Annotated in this window: 11 protein-coding genes; 8 read left to right on the top strand and 3 right to left on the bottom strand. The window is 44.5% G+C overall.

The window, feature by feature from the left end; translation table 11 throughout:
- Positions 1–104 precede the first annotated feature (104 nt).
- From H6G03_RS04820 to H6G03_RS04800, 5 genes are all read left to right on the top strand, one after another.
- Positions 105–3,368 (top strand): PAS domain S-box protein, encoded by a 3,264-nt coding sequence (locus tag H6G03_RS04820; protein WP_190462619.1) that lies wholly within the window; start codon positions 105–107, stop codon positions 3,366–3,368.
- Positions 3,369–3,392: 24 nt separating this feature from the next.
- Complete coding sequence (locus tag H6G03_RS04815; RefSeq protein ID WP_190462618.1) at positions 3,393–3,788, top strand: response regulator; 396 nt, start codon at positions 3,393–3,395, stop codon at positions 3,786–3,788.
- 104 nt (positions 3,789–3,892) lie between these two features.
- The gene (locus tag H6G03_RS04810; protein ID WP_206756607.1) at positions 3,893–4,339 is read left to right on the top strand and encodes a response regulator; all 447 of its coding nucleotides are present in this window, start codon (positions 3,893–3,895) and stop codon (positions 4,337–4,339) included.
- Positions 4,340–4,772: 433 nt separating this feature from the next.
- On the top strand, positions 4,773–4,973 hold the full coding sequence (locus H6G03_RS39705; RefSeq protein ID WP_190462614.1) for a CPCC family cysteine-rich protein: 201 nt from the start codon (positions 4,773–4,775) through the stop codon (positions 4,971–4,973).
- Between the two features lie 349 nt (positions 4,974–5,322).
- Positions 5,323–8,829 carry a PAS domain S-box protein gene (locus tag H6G03_RS04800; protein ID WP_242056924.1) on the top strand — a complete coding sequence of 1,169 codons (3,507 nt, stop codon included), beginning with the start codon at positions 5,323–5,325 and terminating at the stop codon, positions 8,827–8,829.
- Positions 8,830–8,856: 27 nt separating this feature from the next.
- Here the strand turns inward: H6G03_RS04800 and H6G03_RS04795 are convergent, their stop codons facing one another.
- From H6G03_RS04795 to H6G03_RS04785, 3 genes are all read right to left on the bottom strand, one after another.
- The gene (locus H6G03_RS04795; RefSeq protein ID WP_190462612.1) at positions 8,857–9,810 is read right to left on the bottom strand and encodes an AAA family ATPase; all 954 of its coding nucleotides are present in this window, start codon (positions 9,808–9,810) and stop codon (positions 8,857–8,859) included.
- Between the two features lie 112 nt (positions 9,811–9,922).
- A complete protein-coding gene (locus H6G03_RS04790; RefSeq protein ID WP_190462610.1) occupies positions 9,923–11,050 on the bottom strand; it encodes a DUF4350 domain-containing protein in 1,128 nt (375 codons plus the stop codon).
- The gene (locus tag H6G03_RS04785; RefSeq protein ID WP_190462607.1) at positions 11,047–11,643 is read right to left on the bottom strand and encodes a DUF4129 domain-containing protein; all 597 of its coding nucleotides are present in this window, start codon (positions 11,641–11,643) and stop codon (positions 11,047–11,049) included. Before H6G03_RS04785 ends, H6G03_RS04790 begins: the two co-directional genes overlap by 4 nt.
- Before the next feature lie 120 nt (positions 11,644–11,763).
- Here H6G03_RS04785 and H6G03_RS04780 point away from each other — a divergent pair, with 120 nt between their 5' ends.
- From H6G03_RS04780 to H6G03_RS04770, 3 genes are all read left to right on the top strand, one after another.
- Positions 11,764–12,228, top strand: a complete 465-nt coding sequence (locus H6G03_RS04780; RefSeq protein WP_190462605.1) for an NADAR family protein — start codon at positions 11,764–11,766, stop codon at positions 12,226–12,228.
- 677 nt (positions 12,229–12,905) lie between these two features.
- Positions 12,906–15,779, top strand: coding sequence for a GAF domain-containing sensor histidine kinase (locus tag H6G03_RS04775; RefSeq protein WP_190462603.1), 2,874 nt, complete (start codon positions 12,906–12,908; stop codon positions 15,777–15,779).
- Between the two features lie 189 nt (positions 15,780–15,968).
- A complete protein-coding gene (locus H6G03_RS04770) occupies positions 15,969–17,852 on the top strand; it encodes a PAS domain-containing sensor histidine kinase (protein ID WP_190462601.1) in 1,884 nt (627 codons plus the stop codon).
- Positions 17,853–17,879 lie beyond the last annotated feature (27 nt).

The raw sequence follows: 17,879 nt of genomic DNA, 5'->3' as shown, positions 1-17,879 counted from the left end.
TTATCTAACCGAATCTTCGACAAATTAAACTTAAAGCCAAAAAGTAAAAAATTGGTAAAGAAAATCAAATTTATTAGCCAAATGGCTAAGGAGAGGAAGTAGCCATGAGATCGAATCGGCTATTTTTAGCCTACGGAGTTGCCATTGGCTCAACGGCGATCGCATTTCTCCTCTCTGTCTGGCTAGAAGGACTGCTCGCACCCATTATCAGTCCGCTGTTCTACATTGCCATCATTGTCACTGCTAGGTATGGCGGCTTTCGACCGGGAAGCGTTGCCGTTGTCCTTTCGATGCTGGCGATCGAGTATTTCTTTGTCCCCGTTCATCAACTTTGGCCCGCGCAACCGGGGAATATATTGCGGTTAAGCATTTTTCTGCTGGTGGCAACAGTTATTAATTTACTCACCAGCTATCTCCAGGAGAGCAAAAAAAAGATTGAGCGGCTCAATCAGCAATTAATTCAGCAAAATGCCGATATTTTACAGGATAGCGCTACACAACTGAGGTTAGCTCTGTCAGCGGCGCGGATGGGGATGTGGGACTGGAATTTAGTCACGGGAGAAATCAAATGGTCGCCGGAACACGCGCTGTTATTGGGATTAGAACCTGGGACTTTTGATGGCAAATACGAAACCTTTGATGCGCGTGTCCATCCTGAAGATCGGCAAGGCTTAAATAAGGCGCTACAGCAAGCTTTGCAAACAAAAAGCATCTATCGGCATGAATTTCGCGTCATTTGGCCAGATGGTAGCCTTCACTGGGTTGAGGGACGAGGACAAAGCTTTGATGACGAAGCAGGTCAAGCCGTGCGAACGATCGGTACAGTTGCGAACATTGACGATCGCAAGCGAACAGAAACCTTACTGCATCAGCAAGTCGAGCAACAACGCTTGTTGCTGGAAATGACCCAGCGCATCCGCCAATCGCTCAATTTGCAAGATATTCTTCAAACTACTGTGGAGCAAATGCGAGAGTTTTTGCAATGCGATCGGACGATCGTATTTCAGTTTGCTCCAGATTGGGCCGGTCAAGTAGTGGTTGAGTCGGTCAAAGCCGGCTGCATGGCACTTTTACCGCTCCAAATCCACGACCCTTGCATTGGCGAACAATATGTCGAACCCTTCAAAAAAGGCTTAATCACGGTCAAATCGGATATCTATAATTCCGGTGTGAGTCCCTGTCACATTGAATTCTTGGCCAACCTCCAAGTTAAAGCTAATTTGGTTGCTCCGATTCTGGTGGGAGATGAATTATGGGGATTGCTGGCTGCTCATCACTGTACTGCTCCCCGCCAATGGCAAGATTATGAAATCGAATCGATCCGACAAATAGCAATTCAAGCGGGAATTGCCATCCAACAAGCCGATTTATTTGAGCAGTTACAAACTGAACTAAAGGAGCGCCAACAGGTAGAAATTGCTCTCCAAGAAACTCAAATTCAACTTCAGCGACAACTAGCTGAAATTGAAGCCATTTACCAATCGGCTCCCATTGGTTTGAGCGTTTTGGACAGCGACCTCCGCTTCGTGCGAATCAACCAGCGACTGGCAGAAATGAACGGGTTTTCTGTGGCAGCACATATCGGTCGCACAGTGGCCGAACTATTACCGAATCTAGCCGATACTGCCGAACAACTGTTGCGTCCCATCTTAGCAACGGGGCAACCCCTTTTGAATGTGGAAATCTTCGGGGAAACTCCGTCTCGACCAGGGGTGCAGCGAGTTTGGTTAGGTCACTTTTTACCCTTAAAAGATGGCGATCGCATTATTGGCATCAGTACCGTTTGCGAAGAAATTACCGAGCGCAAACAAGCAGAAATAGCCATACAAAAACTTAATGCCGAACTCGAACAACGAGTAATAGAAAGAACTAGAGAACTAACAGACGTAAACGCTCGTCTGTTAGTTCTTTTACTAGAAAAAGAACAAGCCTATCAATTAGTAAAAGAACAAGCCCAACTTTTAGACCTCGCCCACGATAGTATTATCACCTGGGATTTAAACTCGGTTATCACTTTTTGGAATCGGGGAGCCGAGTCTATGTATGGCTGGACAAAAGCGGAGGCATTTGGGCAAGAAACGCACAGTTTATTAAAAACCCAATTTCCTCAGCCCTTCACAGAAATTGAAACAGAACTGTTGGCAAAAGGTTACTGGGAAGGAGAACTTATTCATTTTACTAAGGACGATCGACTTATTACTGTATCCAGCCGTTGGGTTGTGCAAAAAGATGATGCCTTTAGAGCAATTAAGATACTGGAAATTAACAATGATATTAGCGAGCGCAAACAAGCAGAAGCCACGATCCGAGAAGCCGAACGACGCTGGCGATCGCTATTGGATAACGTGCAGTCGATCGTCGTCGGATTCGATCGAGCGGGAAATGTCAACTACGCCAATCCTTTTTTCTTCAGGCTCACAGGGTACACTAGCCAAGAAGTTTTAGGAAAGAATTGGTTTGAAAATTTCTTACATAGCTCTATTAAAATATCAATTAAAAGCGCTTTCTCGGAATTACTGAATCACAACAATTATCCCTATTATCAAAATCCCATATTGACCAAATCGGGTGAGGAAAAATTGATTGCTTGGAACAATACTGTCCTGCAAGATTTAGAGGGAAATATTATAGGAACCATTAGCATTGGCGAAGATATCACCGAACGACAAAAAATTGAAAAAATTAAAGACGAATTCATTAGTATTGTCAGCCACGAACTCCGCACGCCTTTAACCGCAATTCAAATGTCGCTGGGACTATTAGAAAGTGGAATTTACGATAAAAAACCAGAAAAATCTCGACGCCTAATCGAAATTGCCATACTCGATACCAATCGTTTAGTCAACCTGGTTAATGATATTTTAGATTTGGAGCGGCTAGAGTCCGGCAGCGCAGTTCTAGAGAAAACTGTTTGCAAAGCTACAGATTTGATCCAGCAAGCAATTAATGGGATACAACAGATTGCCGATCGACAACAAATCTCTCTCGCTTTTACCCCCACCGATGCAGAAGTATGGGCAGCCGCAGATGCCATCATCCAAACCTTGACAAATTTGCTCAGTAATGCGATAAAATTCTCGCCTGCCCATTCCACAGTTCGCATCAGTATCGAACATCAGACCGAGTTTGTGTTATTTCGAGTCAGCGATCGCGGACGGGGTATCCCGGCGGATAAACTAGAATTAATTTTTGGGCGATTTCAACAGGTTGATGCCTCCGATTCCCGCGAAAAAGGAGGAACTGGTTTAGGATTGGCGATCTGCCGCAGTATTATCGAACGGCATAATGGAAAAATATGGGCTGAAAGTATCTTAGGTGAAGGCAGCACTTTTTTCTTTACCCTACCCCTACCTACTATCCAATTGTAAAATCAATCTAAAATTCAAAATGGAATGACAGACAGACAGATTCTTGTAGTTGATGATGAAGAACACCTCCGCGAACTGGTGCGGGCGTGTTTGGAAGACTTAGCCGGATGGGAAACACTGGGGGCAGCATCGGGAGAGGAATGTTTTGAGATCCTCAAAACAGAACGACCTAATGCCATTTTGCTAGATATATCGATGCCGGGAATGGATGGATTTGCTGTGTACGATCGCCTCCAATCCGAGCCGGCAAACTCATCGATTCCAGTCATTCTGCTGACAGCCAAAGTCTTGCCCAGCGATCGCGTCAGATTCGATCGCATGGGAGTAGCTGGAGTAATTGCCAAACCGATCCGACCCACCATCCTGACGGAAGAAGTGGCAGAGATTTTAGGATGGGAATATAACTTTCATAGTTTGTAGATAGAAAAAAATCTTTATTAATTCCTTACCTTTTTGAGCTAGCCTCTTTTTATGCAACTCCAGGCTAGTTGCTTCCCATAGGAGAAAATTTCCTGCTGACCTATATGAATACTTTCCCAATGGTTAAAATGACCGCCAACAGAATTTTACTTATTCACAAAGAACCCAATATACGGGAGATAATCCAGGCTTGCTTGACTGATTTAGGCGGTTGGAACGTGCGATCTGTTAGTTCAAGTTTAGAAGGCTTGCGACAGGCAAGTCTAGATCGGCCAGATGCGATTATTTTGGAATTTTGCCTAAATGAGATAGACGGTTTGCTATTTGTCAAGCACCTTAAAAAACAACCTGAAACTGAGAAAATTCCTGTGGTGCTATTAGCTCTCAGATCCAAATGGGTTGATTTCCAACATATTTGGTTCCAACGATATCAACTGCAAGTAGTGATTTTGAACCCGATCGATCCAGTCATGCTTACCGTTCAAATTGCCAATGTCTTGGGATGGAAGATAAATTCTGAGATCGATCGCAAGGACGATCTATACTGCTAAAACAGTGTTTGCCATACGCTTTTTACATTATCGCATATTTTGAGCGATTGCAGTACCATCAAAAATCAAGGCTCGATCTCGCGCTCTCTGCCGTTAATTTATTACGAAATATATAGATTTTGTTCTATACATTAACAAAGTTATATTTTTTACCAAATCTTTATTTTCTAGCTCTACAGTAAGTTTATTCGTGGTGCAACTGAGCTTAACGCTTCTCGATCGACACTATGTTTCTCGCAATACTGCTCGGTTAGGCATTTCTGTAAGATAGAGGCGCGTTGGCGTAGGCTGCCGTAGGTATTAGCATTTGGGCGTAAAATTTATGATTTTGGGCGATCGATTGTCGCTCAAATGCGAGAGCCCCTGATCTTATCCGAGCAGAATTGATATTTCTCGTGTCATCAAAGTTGCTTTTTTAATAAACGAGGTTTTTATGACAGACTGTCCCTGCTGCTCGCATCAAATGCTGCGTCACATCCGCCACCAAGATGTCTATTGGTTTTGTCGTCACTGCTGGCAAGAAATGCCAGTTTATGAACTTCACAGAAAGAGTTTATCGACATCTGCAAATTTGGTTACAATAGCAAGTATAAAGAAACAACTTTCTTCGTTAGGGGGTAAGTTAAATGTTTAATTTGTGCTTTGCCAAAGTGTAAGCATTCAGCTATCAGCCGTCAGCTAATGCAACTGAGAACGCTTAAGTTTTCGGCTCTTTTGTGAAACTGTTGACGGTTAATTCCTCTCCAAGTTCTACGCTGATACCTGACAGCTGAATGCTGACGCCAAAGTTTAGCAAGCTTTATCCCGTCTATAGCTTCGAGCGTTTGTTTTGTCAAATTATTATAATCGATACAGCCTGTAATTTTCAAGTTTTTCAATCAGATGTTGGGAACATTTAATTTACTATATTAAGGCAATTAATATAAAATATTCCTATACTAGAAATACACGATATGTTTATGAGGCTCGCTCGAATTAAACTAATGATAACCTTATGCAAAACACTTATTAAAAGACTGCTACCTCTACTGTTTGGTGTGCTGGCTTCTGTTGTCGTCTTACTTTTATGGCAACAGCTAAACACCAAAGAACAACTTCATATTGAGCAGCTAATTCAGCAAGAAGCCAATGCGATCGAGTCAGAACTGAGCAAAGAATTATCAATACGAATGCTGGCACTTCGGCAAATGGCAACTCGCTGGCAAGTGAGTGGCGGTAAATCACAAGCTCTTTGGCAAGCCGATGCTGATGCTTATATACAATATTTTTATGGTTGTCAAGCGATCGAATGGGTCGATTCATCATTTAAAGTGCGGTGGGTGTTACCGCTAGCGGGAAATGAAGCAGCAAAAAACTTAGATTTGAGTCGGGAACTTCGTCGCAAAATCACTTTGCAGGTAGCTCGCGATTTGCGCGAACCTATCTTAACGCGCCATATTTCACTAGCTCAAGGTGGAAAAGGATTTTTGGCAATATTTCCTTTATTTGTAGGAAACCGTTTTGATGGGTTTATTCTCGGAGTATTTCGTTTTCAAACTTTATTTGAAAGTATTCTAAAAGTCCCAATCGGCTATAATATTGCCATTTACGATAGCGCAGATTTAATTTACAGCAAAGGGATTCCATCTCCATCTTTACTTCGGAAAACGGTTGTAGTTAGAGCATATAATGCAGACTGGCGGATAGAAGTTTCTCCAACTCCAGCATTAATAGCAAATGTGAAATCTCCCTTACCAAATGTCGTGTTAATAGGCGGCTTAGTTTTAGTTTGGCTATGTGCCTTGGTAGTGCATCTAATCCAAATTAGCGAACGCCAAATCTATCAATTTAAAAAAGCCAATCTTAAGTTGCAAAGGGAAATTCACCAGCGACAACAAGCAGAAATTAGCTTAGCGAGATTAGCTGCGATCGTAGAATCTTCAGAAGATGCCATTATCAGCAAAAACTTAGAAGATGTAATTACAAGCTGGAATGTCGGGGCAGAGCAAATTTTTGGTTACACAGCCGCCGAAATAATCGGAGAATGTGGCAAAAAATTGATTCCAGGAGAATATCAAGAAGAAGAAACCAAAATCCTCCAGAAAATTAGGCGAGGAGAACGCATCAAACACTACGATACCAAGCGACTGAAAAAAGATGGAACCTTAATCGATGTTTCCATAAGCGTTTCGCCAATAAAAGACAAAACAGGCAATATAATTGGAGCTTCAAAGATTGCCCGGAATATTGCCGATCGCAAACAAGCAGAGTTAGAAATTCAACAAACTCGCAATTTCTTACAAGCGCTGCTAGATCATCTACCAGTTGCGATTTTTGTCAAGGATGGACATCCTGAAAACTTTGGTGTATTTCAGTTTTGGAATAAAACTAGCGAACAGTTATTTGGGATTTCAGCCGCACAAGCGCTCGGCAAAAGTGACTGTGACTTTTTTCCTATCGAACAAGCAAACTTTTTCTTCCAAAAAGATAAAGAAGTCTTTGCCAAGGGCACTGTCCAAGATATTCGCGAAGAAGTCATCGATAGTCACAATCTCGGTAAACGTTGGCTGCATACCGTCAAGATTCCCATTTATGACGATCGGAATCAACCGGATTATCTGCTTGGTTTTTCAGAAGATATCACCGATCGCAAACAAGCAGAAGCAGAACTGCGAGAAATGAGTCACGTGATGGAAAATGCCCTTTCCGGCATTTCCAAACTGGATCGGCAAGGACATTACCTTTACGTCAATAAAGCTTATGCTGACATGACAGGCTATCAGCCAGAAGAAATAATCGGGATGCCCTGGCAAAATACCGTACATCCCGATGAATTGGAAAAACTGGTTGCCGCCTATTGGCAGATGATGCAAGACGGCAGAGTTGAAGTTGAAACCAAAGGGATTCGCAAAGACGGTTCGATTTTTGACAAACAATTGGTGATAGTAGCAACTTACGACGATCGGCACCAATTCCTGGGTCATTACTGCTTCATGAAAGATATTAGCGATCGCAAGCAAAAAGAACTGGCACTGCGACAGGCAATGGAAGCCGCAGAAGCAGCGAATTTGGCGAAAAGTATCTTCCTTGCCAATATGAGTCATGAATTACGCACTCCCCTCAACGTGATTCTAGGATTTGCCCAGGTAATGACTCGCGACCCCTCTCTAACTCCCAGCCAGCAAGAAGACCTGCAAACAATTCGTCGCAGTGGCGATCACCTCTTGAGCTTGATTAACGATGTGTTGGATCTCTCCAAAATCGAATCCGGACACAGCACCATTGAAGAGAGCGAATTTGACTTAATTTTGCTGCTGCATTCCCTCCGCAATATGTTGGCAGAACGAGCAAATTCTAAAGGAATTGACCTTTATTTCGAGATTGCGCCTGAAGTTCCCCAATTTATTCTTGCCGACGCGCAAAAACTGCGCCAAGTTTCGATCAATCTTCTGAGTAATGCGATCAAATTTACCAAACGGGGAAGTATTACTTTGTACGTCAAAACTCTGCCTTCCGATCCAGATACAGCAACTACAACTCGGCATCTTCTTCAGTTTACCGTCACTGACACTGGTGTAGGGATTGCGGCTGAAGAACTTGATACCATCTTTGATGCGTTCGTGCAAGCCCAAGCCGGAAAGCGATCGGCCAGCGGTACTGGGCTAGGTCTGAGCATTAGCCGCAAACTCTTGCAACTGATGGGCGGTGAAATTTCTGTCAGTAGCACTTTAGGGCAGGGAAGTACATTTACCTTTACCCTTCCCGTCACCGCAACTAGCGGAATTAATATTACACCCGAACCGAACGATCGCCTCGTAATTGGGTTAGCTCCCGGTCAACCGCATTATCGCATTTTGGTAGTTGACGATCGCACCGAAAATCGTTTGCCGATGGTCAGATTGCTGACACAATTGGGATTGCAGGTAAAAGAAGCGACCAACGGACAGGAAGCAGTGCAACTATGGCAAGAATGGCAACCTGACCTAACATGGATGGACATTCGGATGCCCGTGCTAGATGGATACGAAGCCACCAAGCAAATTCGGGCAATGGAAGGTGGACAGAACAGTATTATTATTGCCCTCACCGCCCAGGCTTCCCAGAGCGATCGTACCCTCGCCCTCACAGCTGGCTGCAACGACTACATCAGCAAACCCTTCCGAGAACAGACCCTATTTCTCAAGATGGCGGAATACCTGGGCTTAGAGTATGTCTATCGGGAAGAGGAAAAAGATAACTATTCCTCTTCCCTATCCTCTCTTTCCTCTCCCGCAAGTTCCCTCGATCCAAAGCTTTTGGCGGCATTGCCAGAAGAATGGCTGACTCAATTAGAAGATGCTGCGCTATGTGGAGATGATGCTGCGATCGCTAAACTCGTAGATCTACTATCCCCAGAACTCGCTCAACTCGGTACTGGTCTAATGGAACTCGCTAACCAATATCAATTTGAGCAAATTGTCAAGCTGATTCAAGGCAATTTGCCCAGCGTCATTCCTCCTAAGTATTTCTAGATGCCAAAAATTGCAATGTTAATAAAGTCACCTCGGTACAGCAACTTGATTCAATAACGAAGCAATCACAGCATCAATTTGCAACCCATCTAGCTGAGATTCCGGCCTTAAAATCAGACGATGGCGCAATAGCGGCGGCGCTACAGTTTTAATATCATCGGGAGTGACAAAATCCTTGCCATTTAGCCAAGCATAAGCTTTACTTGTTTGCAACCAAGCTACAGCCGATCGCGGCGACGCACCCAATGCTAAATCGGGATGTTGGCGACTGCGCTGCACCAATCCTAATAAATAATCTAATATTTTATCATCAACATTAATTGTGCTGACTTTCTGACGAGCTAATAAAATATCTTCCACTGTTGCTACAGATTTTAAACGAGCTAAATCCAGGCGTCGCGATTGAAAACCAGCTTGACGGTTCAGCAACATTTGCTTTTCCGCCGCCGCGTCGGGATAATCGACAACCAGCTTGAATAAAAACCGATCTAATTGTGCTTCTGGGAGGGGATAAGTGCCTTCAAATTCGAGGGGATTTTGAGTTGCGATCGTCCAAAACAATTCCGGTAACGGCAAACTTTCGCCATCCATCGTCACCTGTCCCTCCTCCATAGCTTCCAGCAACGCCGATTGAGTTTTGGGCGGTGTTCGGTTAATTTCATCTGCCAGTAATATCTGCGTGAATACAGGCCCTTTTTTGAGGGTAAACTTGCGAGTATTCAAATCGAAAATATTGGTGCCGATAATATCAGCAGGCAAAATATCCGGAGTTAGTTGAATCCGTCTAAAATCTGCCTGCACCAGTTGAGCCAGCACTTTAACCAATAGCGTTTTCCCTGTTCCCGGAACGCCTTCTAAAATTACGTGACCGCCCGCAAGTAAGGCTACTAACAGTTGCTGTACGAGTGTGTTTTGACCGACGACTATTTGATTGAGAGCTTGACCGAGGCGATTTATGACAGCAAATAGTTCATTATTCATTGTTTCTTGTTTGGTGTTCAGTTGTCAGTTGTCAGTTGTCAGTTGTCAGTGGTTAGTGGTTATTAGTTATTTTTTTGACTTTTGACTTTTGACTTTTGACTTTCGACTTTTATCACAATTGATTAACCCTTTGCCATTTTCCTAACCAGCTTAGCAACTCTTGCTCGCTAATTCGACGTTTTGTAGATTGTAATTCCAGCACTTGTTCCAGTTCGGCGGCGGGACGCCCTGTTTGTTGTACCCAGGCGTTGATAAGGCTTTCGCGATCGATCGGTGTCGTTCCCAATCCCAAAGCTTTTTGCAACTGAATTTGCTCTTCTTTGCCGATCGCCTCCACTACAAACTCGCTACTATTAGCTTTTTGCAAAACGCCAGCTAGCGCTTGGATGTAAGCTTCGCTGTTATCTACTGTTGGCGATGCCAGGGTAATCGGTTGTCCCAGGCGGCGGTTGTTAGCCAGCACCAGTACTAGGAGGATAACACCTGCTTGTACAAAAATACTCACCAAAGGCGTTTTGGCTAAATAAGTTATCCAACTGCCTTTACCTTCTGCAACGATTTCTTCTTTATCTTTGTAGCCGTGGATATATTCATCTACAAAGATAGATTTGCTACCCTCACTCACCAGTTGTGCTAAAAATTGATAGTTACCGGGTTCGTCCTGATAAGCATTGGCGGCAAGATGGGGAGTAGTGGCGTAAATTATCTTTCCTTTGCCTAACTTTTGTTCCCAAACTATCGCACCGAAGCGATCGGCTAACCTGATTTCTTCTTTTGCTTGCAATTGCCGCCGCCGTCGTGTCTCAATTTTTACTTTACCCGTCTGACTTTCTGGCACAGTGCTAAAATTTGCCTCTGTCACCGGTTGGCGCACTCCCAACATGACTAACTTATTGCCAGCTTCCACCCATTCCCGCTCCCGATAATAAAGCGAATCATAATCTAGCTGGTTGTGAACCCGCAGTAGAGTGATGGAATTTTGGATTTTGGATTTTGGATTTTGGATTTTGGATTGAGATTTCTGAAGGCTAACTCCCGGTAAATCGGCTTTTTGCCAACGTTCGATCGGCGTCCCCCGTTTTGCCATAAAGGCGTACCAAGCACCGTAGCCATCGGGAGCGCGGCTGTAAGTAGAACCGCTACTGAGCTTAGTAGCAAGCGGAGCCGCCATTAGGGTGAGGAGAATTATTACCGCTACAGTCAGCGCCGCCAGCCATAAATAGCGTTGTGTGAGTTTCATTTTCGATCGATTTTCCGATAAGCCTGCTGACATAGCTCAAAGGTTTCTGGGGAAATCTCCGCGTTACCAAAACAAAGTTCTTCGTGAGTAGTAAGTAAAATTTGATACGACTCTTGTTTGGGCAGAGTCTCGGTTAATTGCCGATATTCACCATCTGTGCGACTGGGGTCGTTGAGGATTATGCCAGAGTCGTGCAGTTTCTGCAACATTGCCATGTAAAGGCATCGCAGGGCTTCGCCGTAGTTACCTTGTTGGTAAAATTGCTGCGATCGCTTCACCCAATCTGCTGTTGCGATCTCTTTTGCAGGCGTTGATTGATTTGCCGAGTTCCCCATCTCAAAGCTGAGAGAACGTAGGTAAGGACGCAAGATCAGCCACAGCTGCCAAAGTAACCAGGTAGCGATCGCCGCCACTATTATCCAAGATACCGCTTTGAATATCGGCCATAGTAGGTCGCCTAACCAGTCTGGGGTCGATATATTGGGTATTCTGGGCGTTTGGGATAATTTCAATTCCAGCCACTCCCAAAACTGCTGCTGCAACTGCTGCACCTGCCAACCGAAATTAGTTTTCTCAAATCCATCAGCGGACACGCTTGCATCTCCGACAGGTTTACTAACTAATGCTGATTATCGGCGATCTCAAGCTTTCTGGGAAAAATTAGAGGACGGCTGGGCATGGTAAAAGTTGAAATATAACATTGTAGCTTTCAAATGACGATTTACTTTTACAAGGTAAGCGAACCTTACGGCTGTTTTTCTAATTTCTCTCCCCACGGCATTCATTTAGACGGGGAATATTGGCCGACGGTGGAGCATTATTATCAAGCCCATAAATTTTGGGGTACAGAAGATGCACATTCGATCGAAATAATTCACAAGGCCCCCACTCCGGAAATGGCCGCTTCTGTGGGACGCGATCGCACCCGCAAAGTCCGTCCCGACTGGGAGCAAGTTAAGTGCGCCATTATGCGGTCAGCGGTACTTACCAAGTTTATTACCCATGAGGACATCCAAACAATTCTCCTTTCCACAGGCGATAAAGTAATTGTGGAAAACTCGCCCACTGACTACTATTGGGGTTGCGGGAGCGATCGCACTGGCCAAAACCATTTAGGTCAAGTTCTCATGAGCGTTCGCCAAGAAATCCGCGAACGCCTTTGTAAAAATAGGGGTTAGGCGCTCTTGGGTCGAATAAAAGAGATTTTCTTTTTTTGTTTTTCCATCTAACTAAACCCATAGGCCGACCTTAAAATAGATATTTTTTACCTAAGTTAGTTGACAAGCTAAAAATAATCGGGTATTAATATTCTTTTTAAATAAAACTCGGATAAAAAGGAGCGCATAGGTTCTACAAAATCAAGTCTGATATCTAATCGTTGGAGAAAAAAGTCCCTTAAGCTGGCAAACTCGTGGCTATTAAATGAAAGTAGATGCGGAGATTTTCCAGCCATTAAGTAAGATCGTGTTTATCGCTGGCTAGTGGTCGCCAATATCTTTTTTGGCGATCCCCTCTCGTCTTTCGCAGAAACTGTTCCAGGGTTGGCAACCTTTCCGCCGCGACTCCACTGTCAAGAATAATGAATTTATGCAAACAAATAATGATTTTTGTGAAGTTATGGACATATAATTTAAGAATATTTAATATTTGAGTAAGGACAAATTCTTAGGGCTTGGGTAAACACAGCAGGCTTCTATGAAAAATCGTGGGTTTAGTAGGGGCGCGTTTAAATAAATATTTAGTAGTTGGTACAGACAGGTTTGGGAAAACCCGCCCCCACCTTAAAATCCAATTTCTGGCCCCAGAGTGCATAAGTTCGGACTTGATAATTTGATAAATTTTTTGGATATAAGCAATGACTTTTACAAAGAAGACACCCCAAATACCGCCAGCCATCGATCGGGAACTATTGCTGCGTCGGATGACTAACCGCATCCGTCAATCATTAGAGTTACAGGAAATTTTGAGAGCAACTGTAGCGGAAATACGAGCTTTCTTGGGTACAGATCGGGTCATGGTCTATCGCTTCCATCCGGATAGCAGCGGCGAAGTGATTGCGGAATCGATCGACGAAGATCGCCTCCCTTCTCTACTAGGTTTGAATTTTCCAGCCGATGACATTCCACTAGAAGCCCGCGAACAATTCATCAAAGCTAGACAACGCTCGATCGTGGATGTCGCTTCGCAGCAAATCGGTTTAAGTCCCCTCGACTGCGCTCAAACAGGCGAGCCTCTCGAAAAAGAGGATATCCGCTACCGACCTGTAGACCCATGCCATATTGAATATCTGACAGCAATGGGAGTGGTGTCTTCCTTAGTAGTGCCGATTCTCTATTACGATGTGAGAACCCACCAGGCACAGCCCCATTTATGGGGGCTACTGGTATCTCACCACTCCGAAGCAAAGCCTATTTCGGAACTAGAGCTGGATGCTGTCCAACAAGTAGCCGATCAAGTTTCGATCGCGATCGGTCAATCTAACCTACTCAGCCTTGCCCGTCAACAAGCGCAACGAGAAGCCACAATCAACCGAGTTGCGACCCTGCTGCACGCCCAACCAACTATTCAACTGCAAACAGCTTTAGAGGAAACCGTTGCTGTCTTTCAGGGTGCGGGAGGCAGAATTTACATCCGCACATCAGACTTTCATCCTGAAATTGAAAGTTTAGCGCACGACCGAGTATATACCTGCGGCACTCAACCCAACCAAACAGTTGACTTGTGCGGCGGTAACATTGTTGAGCCGTCACAAACACAGGGAGAATTATCGATATCCTGTGCCCGATGCCCCATACCAGATCCCCGATTTATCGAACAGTACCCCTGCTGGTCTTCCGCTGTAATTGGCTATCCAGAAGTTGCGAAAACAGCAACTCGCGTGCGTGCGATCGCCGATATATATCAAGACTCTCACTATCGAATACTCGCGACCGCATTTCGATCTACGAAAATTCGCGGATTATTAATAATTCCCTTGGAGTACAGGCAAAGATTTCTCGGCTATCTAACGATATTTCGCGATGAAATTGACACCGAAACTTTGTGGGCTGGACAGTTCGACCCCGATCGGCGACAATACTATCCCCGTCGCTCCTTCGAGACATGGAGAGAGTTAAAAAAAGGTCAACCTCGCAACTGGACTCCCCAAGAAATTGAACTTGCGGAAGCGCTGGGGCATCACTTTGCAATGGCAGTGCAGCAATATCAGCTTTACCAACAAGTATTTCATCTCAATGCCGACCTAGAACGCCAAGTCCAAAACCGCACGGCCCAACTGCAAAAATCTTTGGATTCTGCCAGAATACTAGGCCAAGTACTAGACCAAATTCGCAGTACTTTAGACTCAAAAACAATACTGCAAACTATTGTTAGAGAAGTGCAAAACTTGCTCAATACAGACCGAGCGGTGATTTACCAGTTCACCAAAGAATGGCAGGGTCAGGTAGTAGTTGAAGCCGTAAAGGGTGAGTCACTTTCTGTTTTGGGCTTTCATGGGCTAAAAGAATGCTTTCCAGAAAATGTCACCAAACTTTACAAACAAGCTCAAATACGAGCGATTAACGATGTGTGCAACAGTAATTTAAGTCCCTGTCATGTAGAGTTTTTGCAGACAATTCATGTGCGAGCCAACATTACCGTACCAATTCGGATGGGCGACAAACTTTGGGGTTTGCTGATTGTCCACGAGTGTAACGCTCCCAGAGTTTGGCAAAGTTACGAACTGGATCTGTTACAGAGGTTAGCCGATCAAGCCGCGATCGGCATTCACCAAGCAGAACTTTATCAACAAACCTGGGTTGCTGCAATGCAAGAGCAAGCAAAAGCTCAACAGCTGGAGAAAGCGCTCGATGAGTTGCAACAAACCCAAGCCCAATTGATTCAAACCGAAAAAATGTCCAGTTTGGGACAGCTAGTTGCGGGTGTAGCCCACGAAATAAACAACCCGGTCAATTTTATCTATGGCAACCTCATTCATGCCAGTCAATATACTCAAGATCTACTAGATCTGCTGAAAATCTACCACGAGTACTACCCCGATCCTCACCCAGCCATTCAAGATAAAGCCGACGAGATCGAGTTGGAGTTCCTCACAAACGATCTGCCAAAACTGCTAACTTCAATGAAAGTAGGTGCCGATCGCATCCGTCAGCTAGTCTTATCCTTACGTAACTTCTCTCGCCTCGATCAAGCCGAAAGAAAACCTGTGGATATACATGAAGGCATTGAAAGTACTCTGTTAATTTTGCAACATCGGCTCAAACCCAAAAACGGTCATCCCGGCATCGAAACGATCAAATACTACGGCAATTTGCCAACTGTAGAGTGTTACGCCAGCCAACTAAATCAAGTCTTTATGAACCTGCTTTCCAATGCCATTGATGCCCTCGAACATCGCGATCGCAAACGCACCATCTCTCAAATGGAAGCAGAACCCAGCCAAATTACTATCCAGACACAATTTATACCTAAACATACAGGCGATCGACCTTGGGTGAGAATTAAGATTGCTGACAACGGCCCTGGGATGACAGCAGATGTCATCTCCCGCATTTACGATCCGTTTTTCACTACCAAAGAACCGGGCAAGGGAACTGGTTTGGGGTTGGCCATCAGTTATCAGATTCTCGTGGAAAAGCACGGGGGAGTACTAAAATGTATGTCCGAACCTGGAAACGGTACAGAGTTTTGGATTGAAATTCCCATCAGCCGCTCGCCAATTAGCAATTAAATTAAAAATAACAAAACATTGCTAAGTCTTTGCGGACAACAATCTTAGTTTAAAGTGGCTTTAACTATGCGATCGTCCCAGTTATCTCAATCTAAAACCTAAAATCTAAAATTGTATAAGCGTGCATCACGGTCGGCCATCCCATTGCCACAAAGAGATTAACTTTTGAACTTGATTGCCAAACATAAAGTGTCTCAAATACCCAAAAAACAAAATCCACCTGAACTACTGCGGTTTTTAGAACATTCAAATGACATTTTAGTAGAATATGACCGGAGTTTACGTTATGTCTGGATTAATCAGACAGGCGCAAAACTACTGGGCTTGACGCTTGAAGAAGCCATCGGTAAAACTAATCGGGAATTGATTGGCTCTGCCGCAGAGCATCTCGAAATAATCTTGCAAGAGGTATTTAAAAAAAACGAAAAAGTGCAGGTAGATTGGGAAATTAATCTCCCATCGGGGACACGAATTTATAACTCAATTTATACCCCAATTACAGATCCCTCTGGAGCAGTGACATCCGTAATTGGCGTTTGCCGTGATATCACGGAATTGAGAGCGTTACAGCAGACATCAGAACAAATGCTAGCTGCTGCCTACAATCAAGTCGAGCAACGCAAAGTATTAGCTGAGGTGATTGCCAGAATTCGCAAACCCCTGGATCTCGATCGCATCTTTACAGCCACGGCCAAAGAAGTTAGACAGCTGCTGAAAGCCGATCGGGTAGCAGTGTATCAATTTTATCTCGACAGCGGCTACAACGATGGCGAATTTGTCTCGGAAGATGGGGCAGTAGGTTTGCCTTCTGCCTTAGAAGCTAGGGTTCGCGACAGCTGCTTTGGGGAGCGATATGCAGTGCATTACGAGCAAGGACAAATTCAAGCAGTTGCCGATATTTATAACGCTGGACTGAGCGACTGTCACATCCATATTTTGTCACAATTTCAGGTAAAAGCAAACTTGGTTGTTCCCTTACTGAAAGCTAAAAAGTTATGGGGATTGCTCTGCATTCATCAATGTACAAAACCGCGTCATTGGCAAGCAACAGAGATAGAATTTGTCACTCAAATTGCCGATCATTTGGGAGTAGCTCTAGAGCAAATCGAGTTACTCGCTCAAACACGAGCCTCAGCAGCACAACTCGCCCAAGCACTCCAGGATTTGCAAAGAACACAAGCTCAACTAATTCAAACCGAAAAAATGTCCAGTTTGGGGCATTTAGTAGCTGGTGTAGCGCATGAAATCAACAACCCAGTCAACTTTATCTACGGCAATCTCACACACGCGAGCGACTACACCAACGACCTGCTCGACCTGCTGCACCTCTACCAGCGGTACTGCACCCATCCCCATTCGGAAATTCAAGAGCGCAGCGAAGAAATCGATCTGGAATTTATCGCCAATGATTTGCCGAAGCTCCTCAACAGCATGAAAGTCGGTGCTGACCGCATCCGCCAACTTGTGTTATCGTTGCGTAACTTTTCTCGCCTCGACCAGTCTCAAATCAAGCTAGTAGATATTCACGAAGGGCTGGACAGCGCTTTGTTAATTTTGCAACATCGTCTAAAAGGCAAAATAGGCCATCTTGCTATCCAAACGATCAAAAACTACGGCAAGTTGCCTCTGGTAGAGTGCTATCCCAGTCAGCTAAACCAGGTGTTTATGAATATTCTGTGCAATGCGATCGACGTTTTAGAGAACCAACCCGATCCCAGGAGCATTACTATTCGCACTTCGATAGGCCAAGGGGGTAGAGAAGGAGGGGAATGGGGGACTGGGGGTGTGTGGCACAACTATCAATACCCAATGCCTCTGCCTCAATTTGTGACAATCCAGATTGCTGACAATGGGCCAGGGATATCAGAAGCGGTCAAAGCCCACATCTTCGACCCTTTTTTTACTACGAAAGAACCCGGTAAAGGAACGGGGCTGGGTCTGGCCATCAGTTACCAAATTGTCGTAGAAAAGCACGCCGGTGTTTTGCACTGCATTTCTCAACCAGGACAGGGAGCAGAATTTTTGATTGCTATTCCCGTGCGGCAGCCAGGTAATTCGCAAGCAAAAAATTAAAAGTCAAAAGAAAAAATACTTTCTTTT

This window comes from Aerosakkonema funiforme FACHB-1375, assembly GCF_014696265.1.
GTDB classification, from domain to species: Bacteria; Cyanobacteriota; Cyanobacteriia; order Cyanobacteriales; family Aerosakkonemataceae; genus Aerosakkonema; species Aerosakkonema funiforme_A.
Note: the sequence above shows the minus strand (reverse complement) of the source record. Positions and strands in the feature narration are given on the sequence as shown.

What these genes read in the sequence shown, in the direction of transcription:
- H6G03_RS04820 (WP_190462619.1), top strand. Translation starts at nt 105, where the DNA reads ATGAGATCGAATCGGCTATTTTTAGCCTACGGAGTTGCCATTGGCTCA.
- H6G03_RS04815 (WP_190462618.1), top strand. Translation starts at nt 3,393, where the DNA reads ATGACAGACAGACAGATTCTTGTAGTTGATGATGAAGAACACCTCCGC.
- H6G03_RS04810 (WP_206756607.1), top strand. Translation starts at nt 3,893, where the DNA reads ATGAATACTTTCCCAATGGTTAAAATGACCGCCAACAGAATTTTACTT.
- H6G03_RS39705 (WP_190462614.1), top strand. Translation starts at nt 4,773, where the DNA reads ATGACAGACTGTCCCTGCTGCTCGCATCAAATGCTGCGTCACATCCGC.
- H6G03_RS04800 (WP_242056924.1), top strand. Translation starts at nt 5,323, where the DNA reads ATGATAACCTTATGCAAAACACTTATTAAAAGACTGCTACCTCTACTG.
- H6G03_RS04795 (WP_190462612.1), bottom strand. Translation starts at nt 9,810, where the DNA reads ATGAATAATGAACTATTTGCTGTCATAAATCGCCTCGGTCAAGCTCTC.
- H6G03_RS04790 (WP_190462610.1), bottom strand. Translation starts at nt 11,050, where the DNA reads ATGAAACTCACACAACGCTATTTATGGCTGGCGGCGCTGACTGTAGCG.
- H6G03_RS04780 (WP_190462605.1), top strand. Translation starts at nt 11,764, where the DNA reads ATGACGATTTACTTTTACAAGGTAAGCGAACCTTACGGCTGTTTTTCT.
- H6G03_RS04775 (WP_190462603.1), top strand. Translation starts at nt 12,906, where the DNA reads ATGACTTTTACAAAGAAGACACCCCAAATACCGCCAGCCATCGATCGG.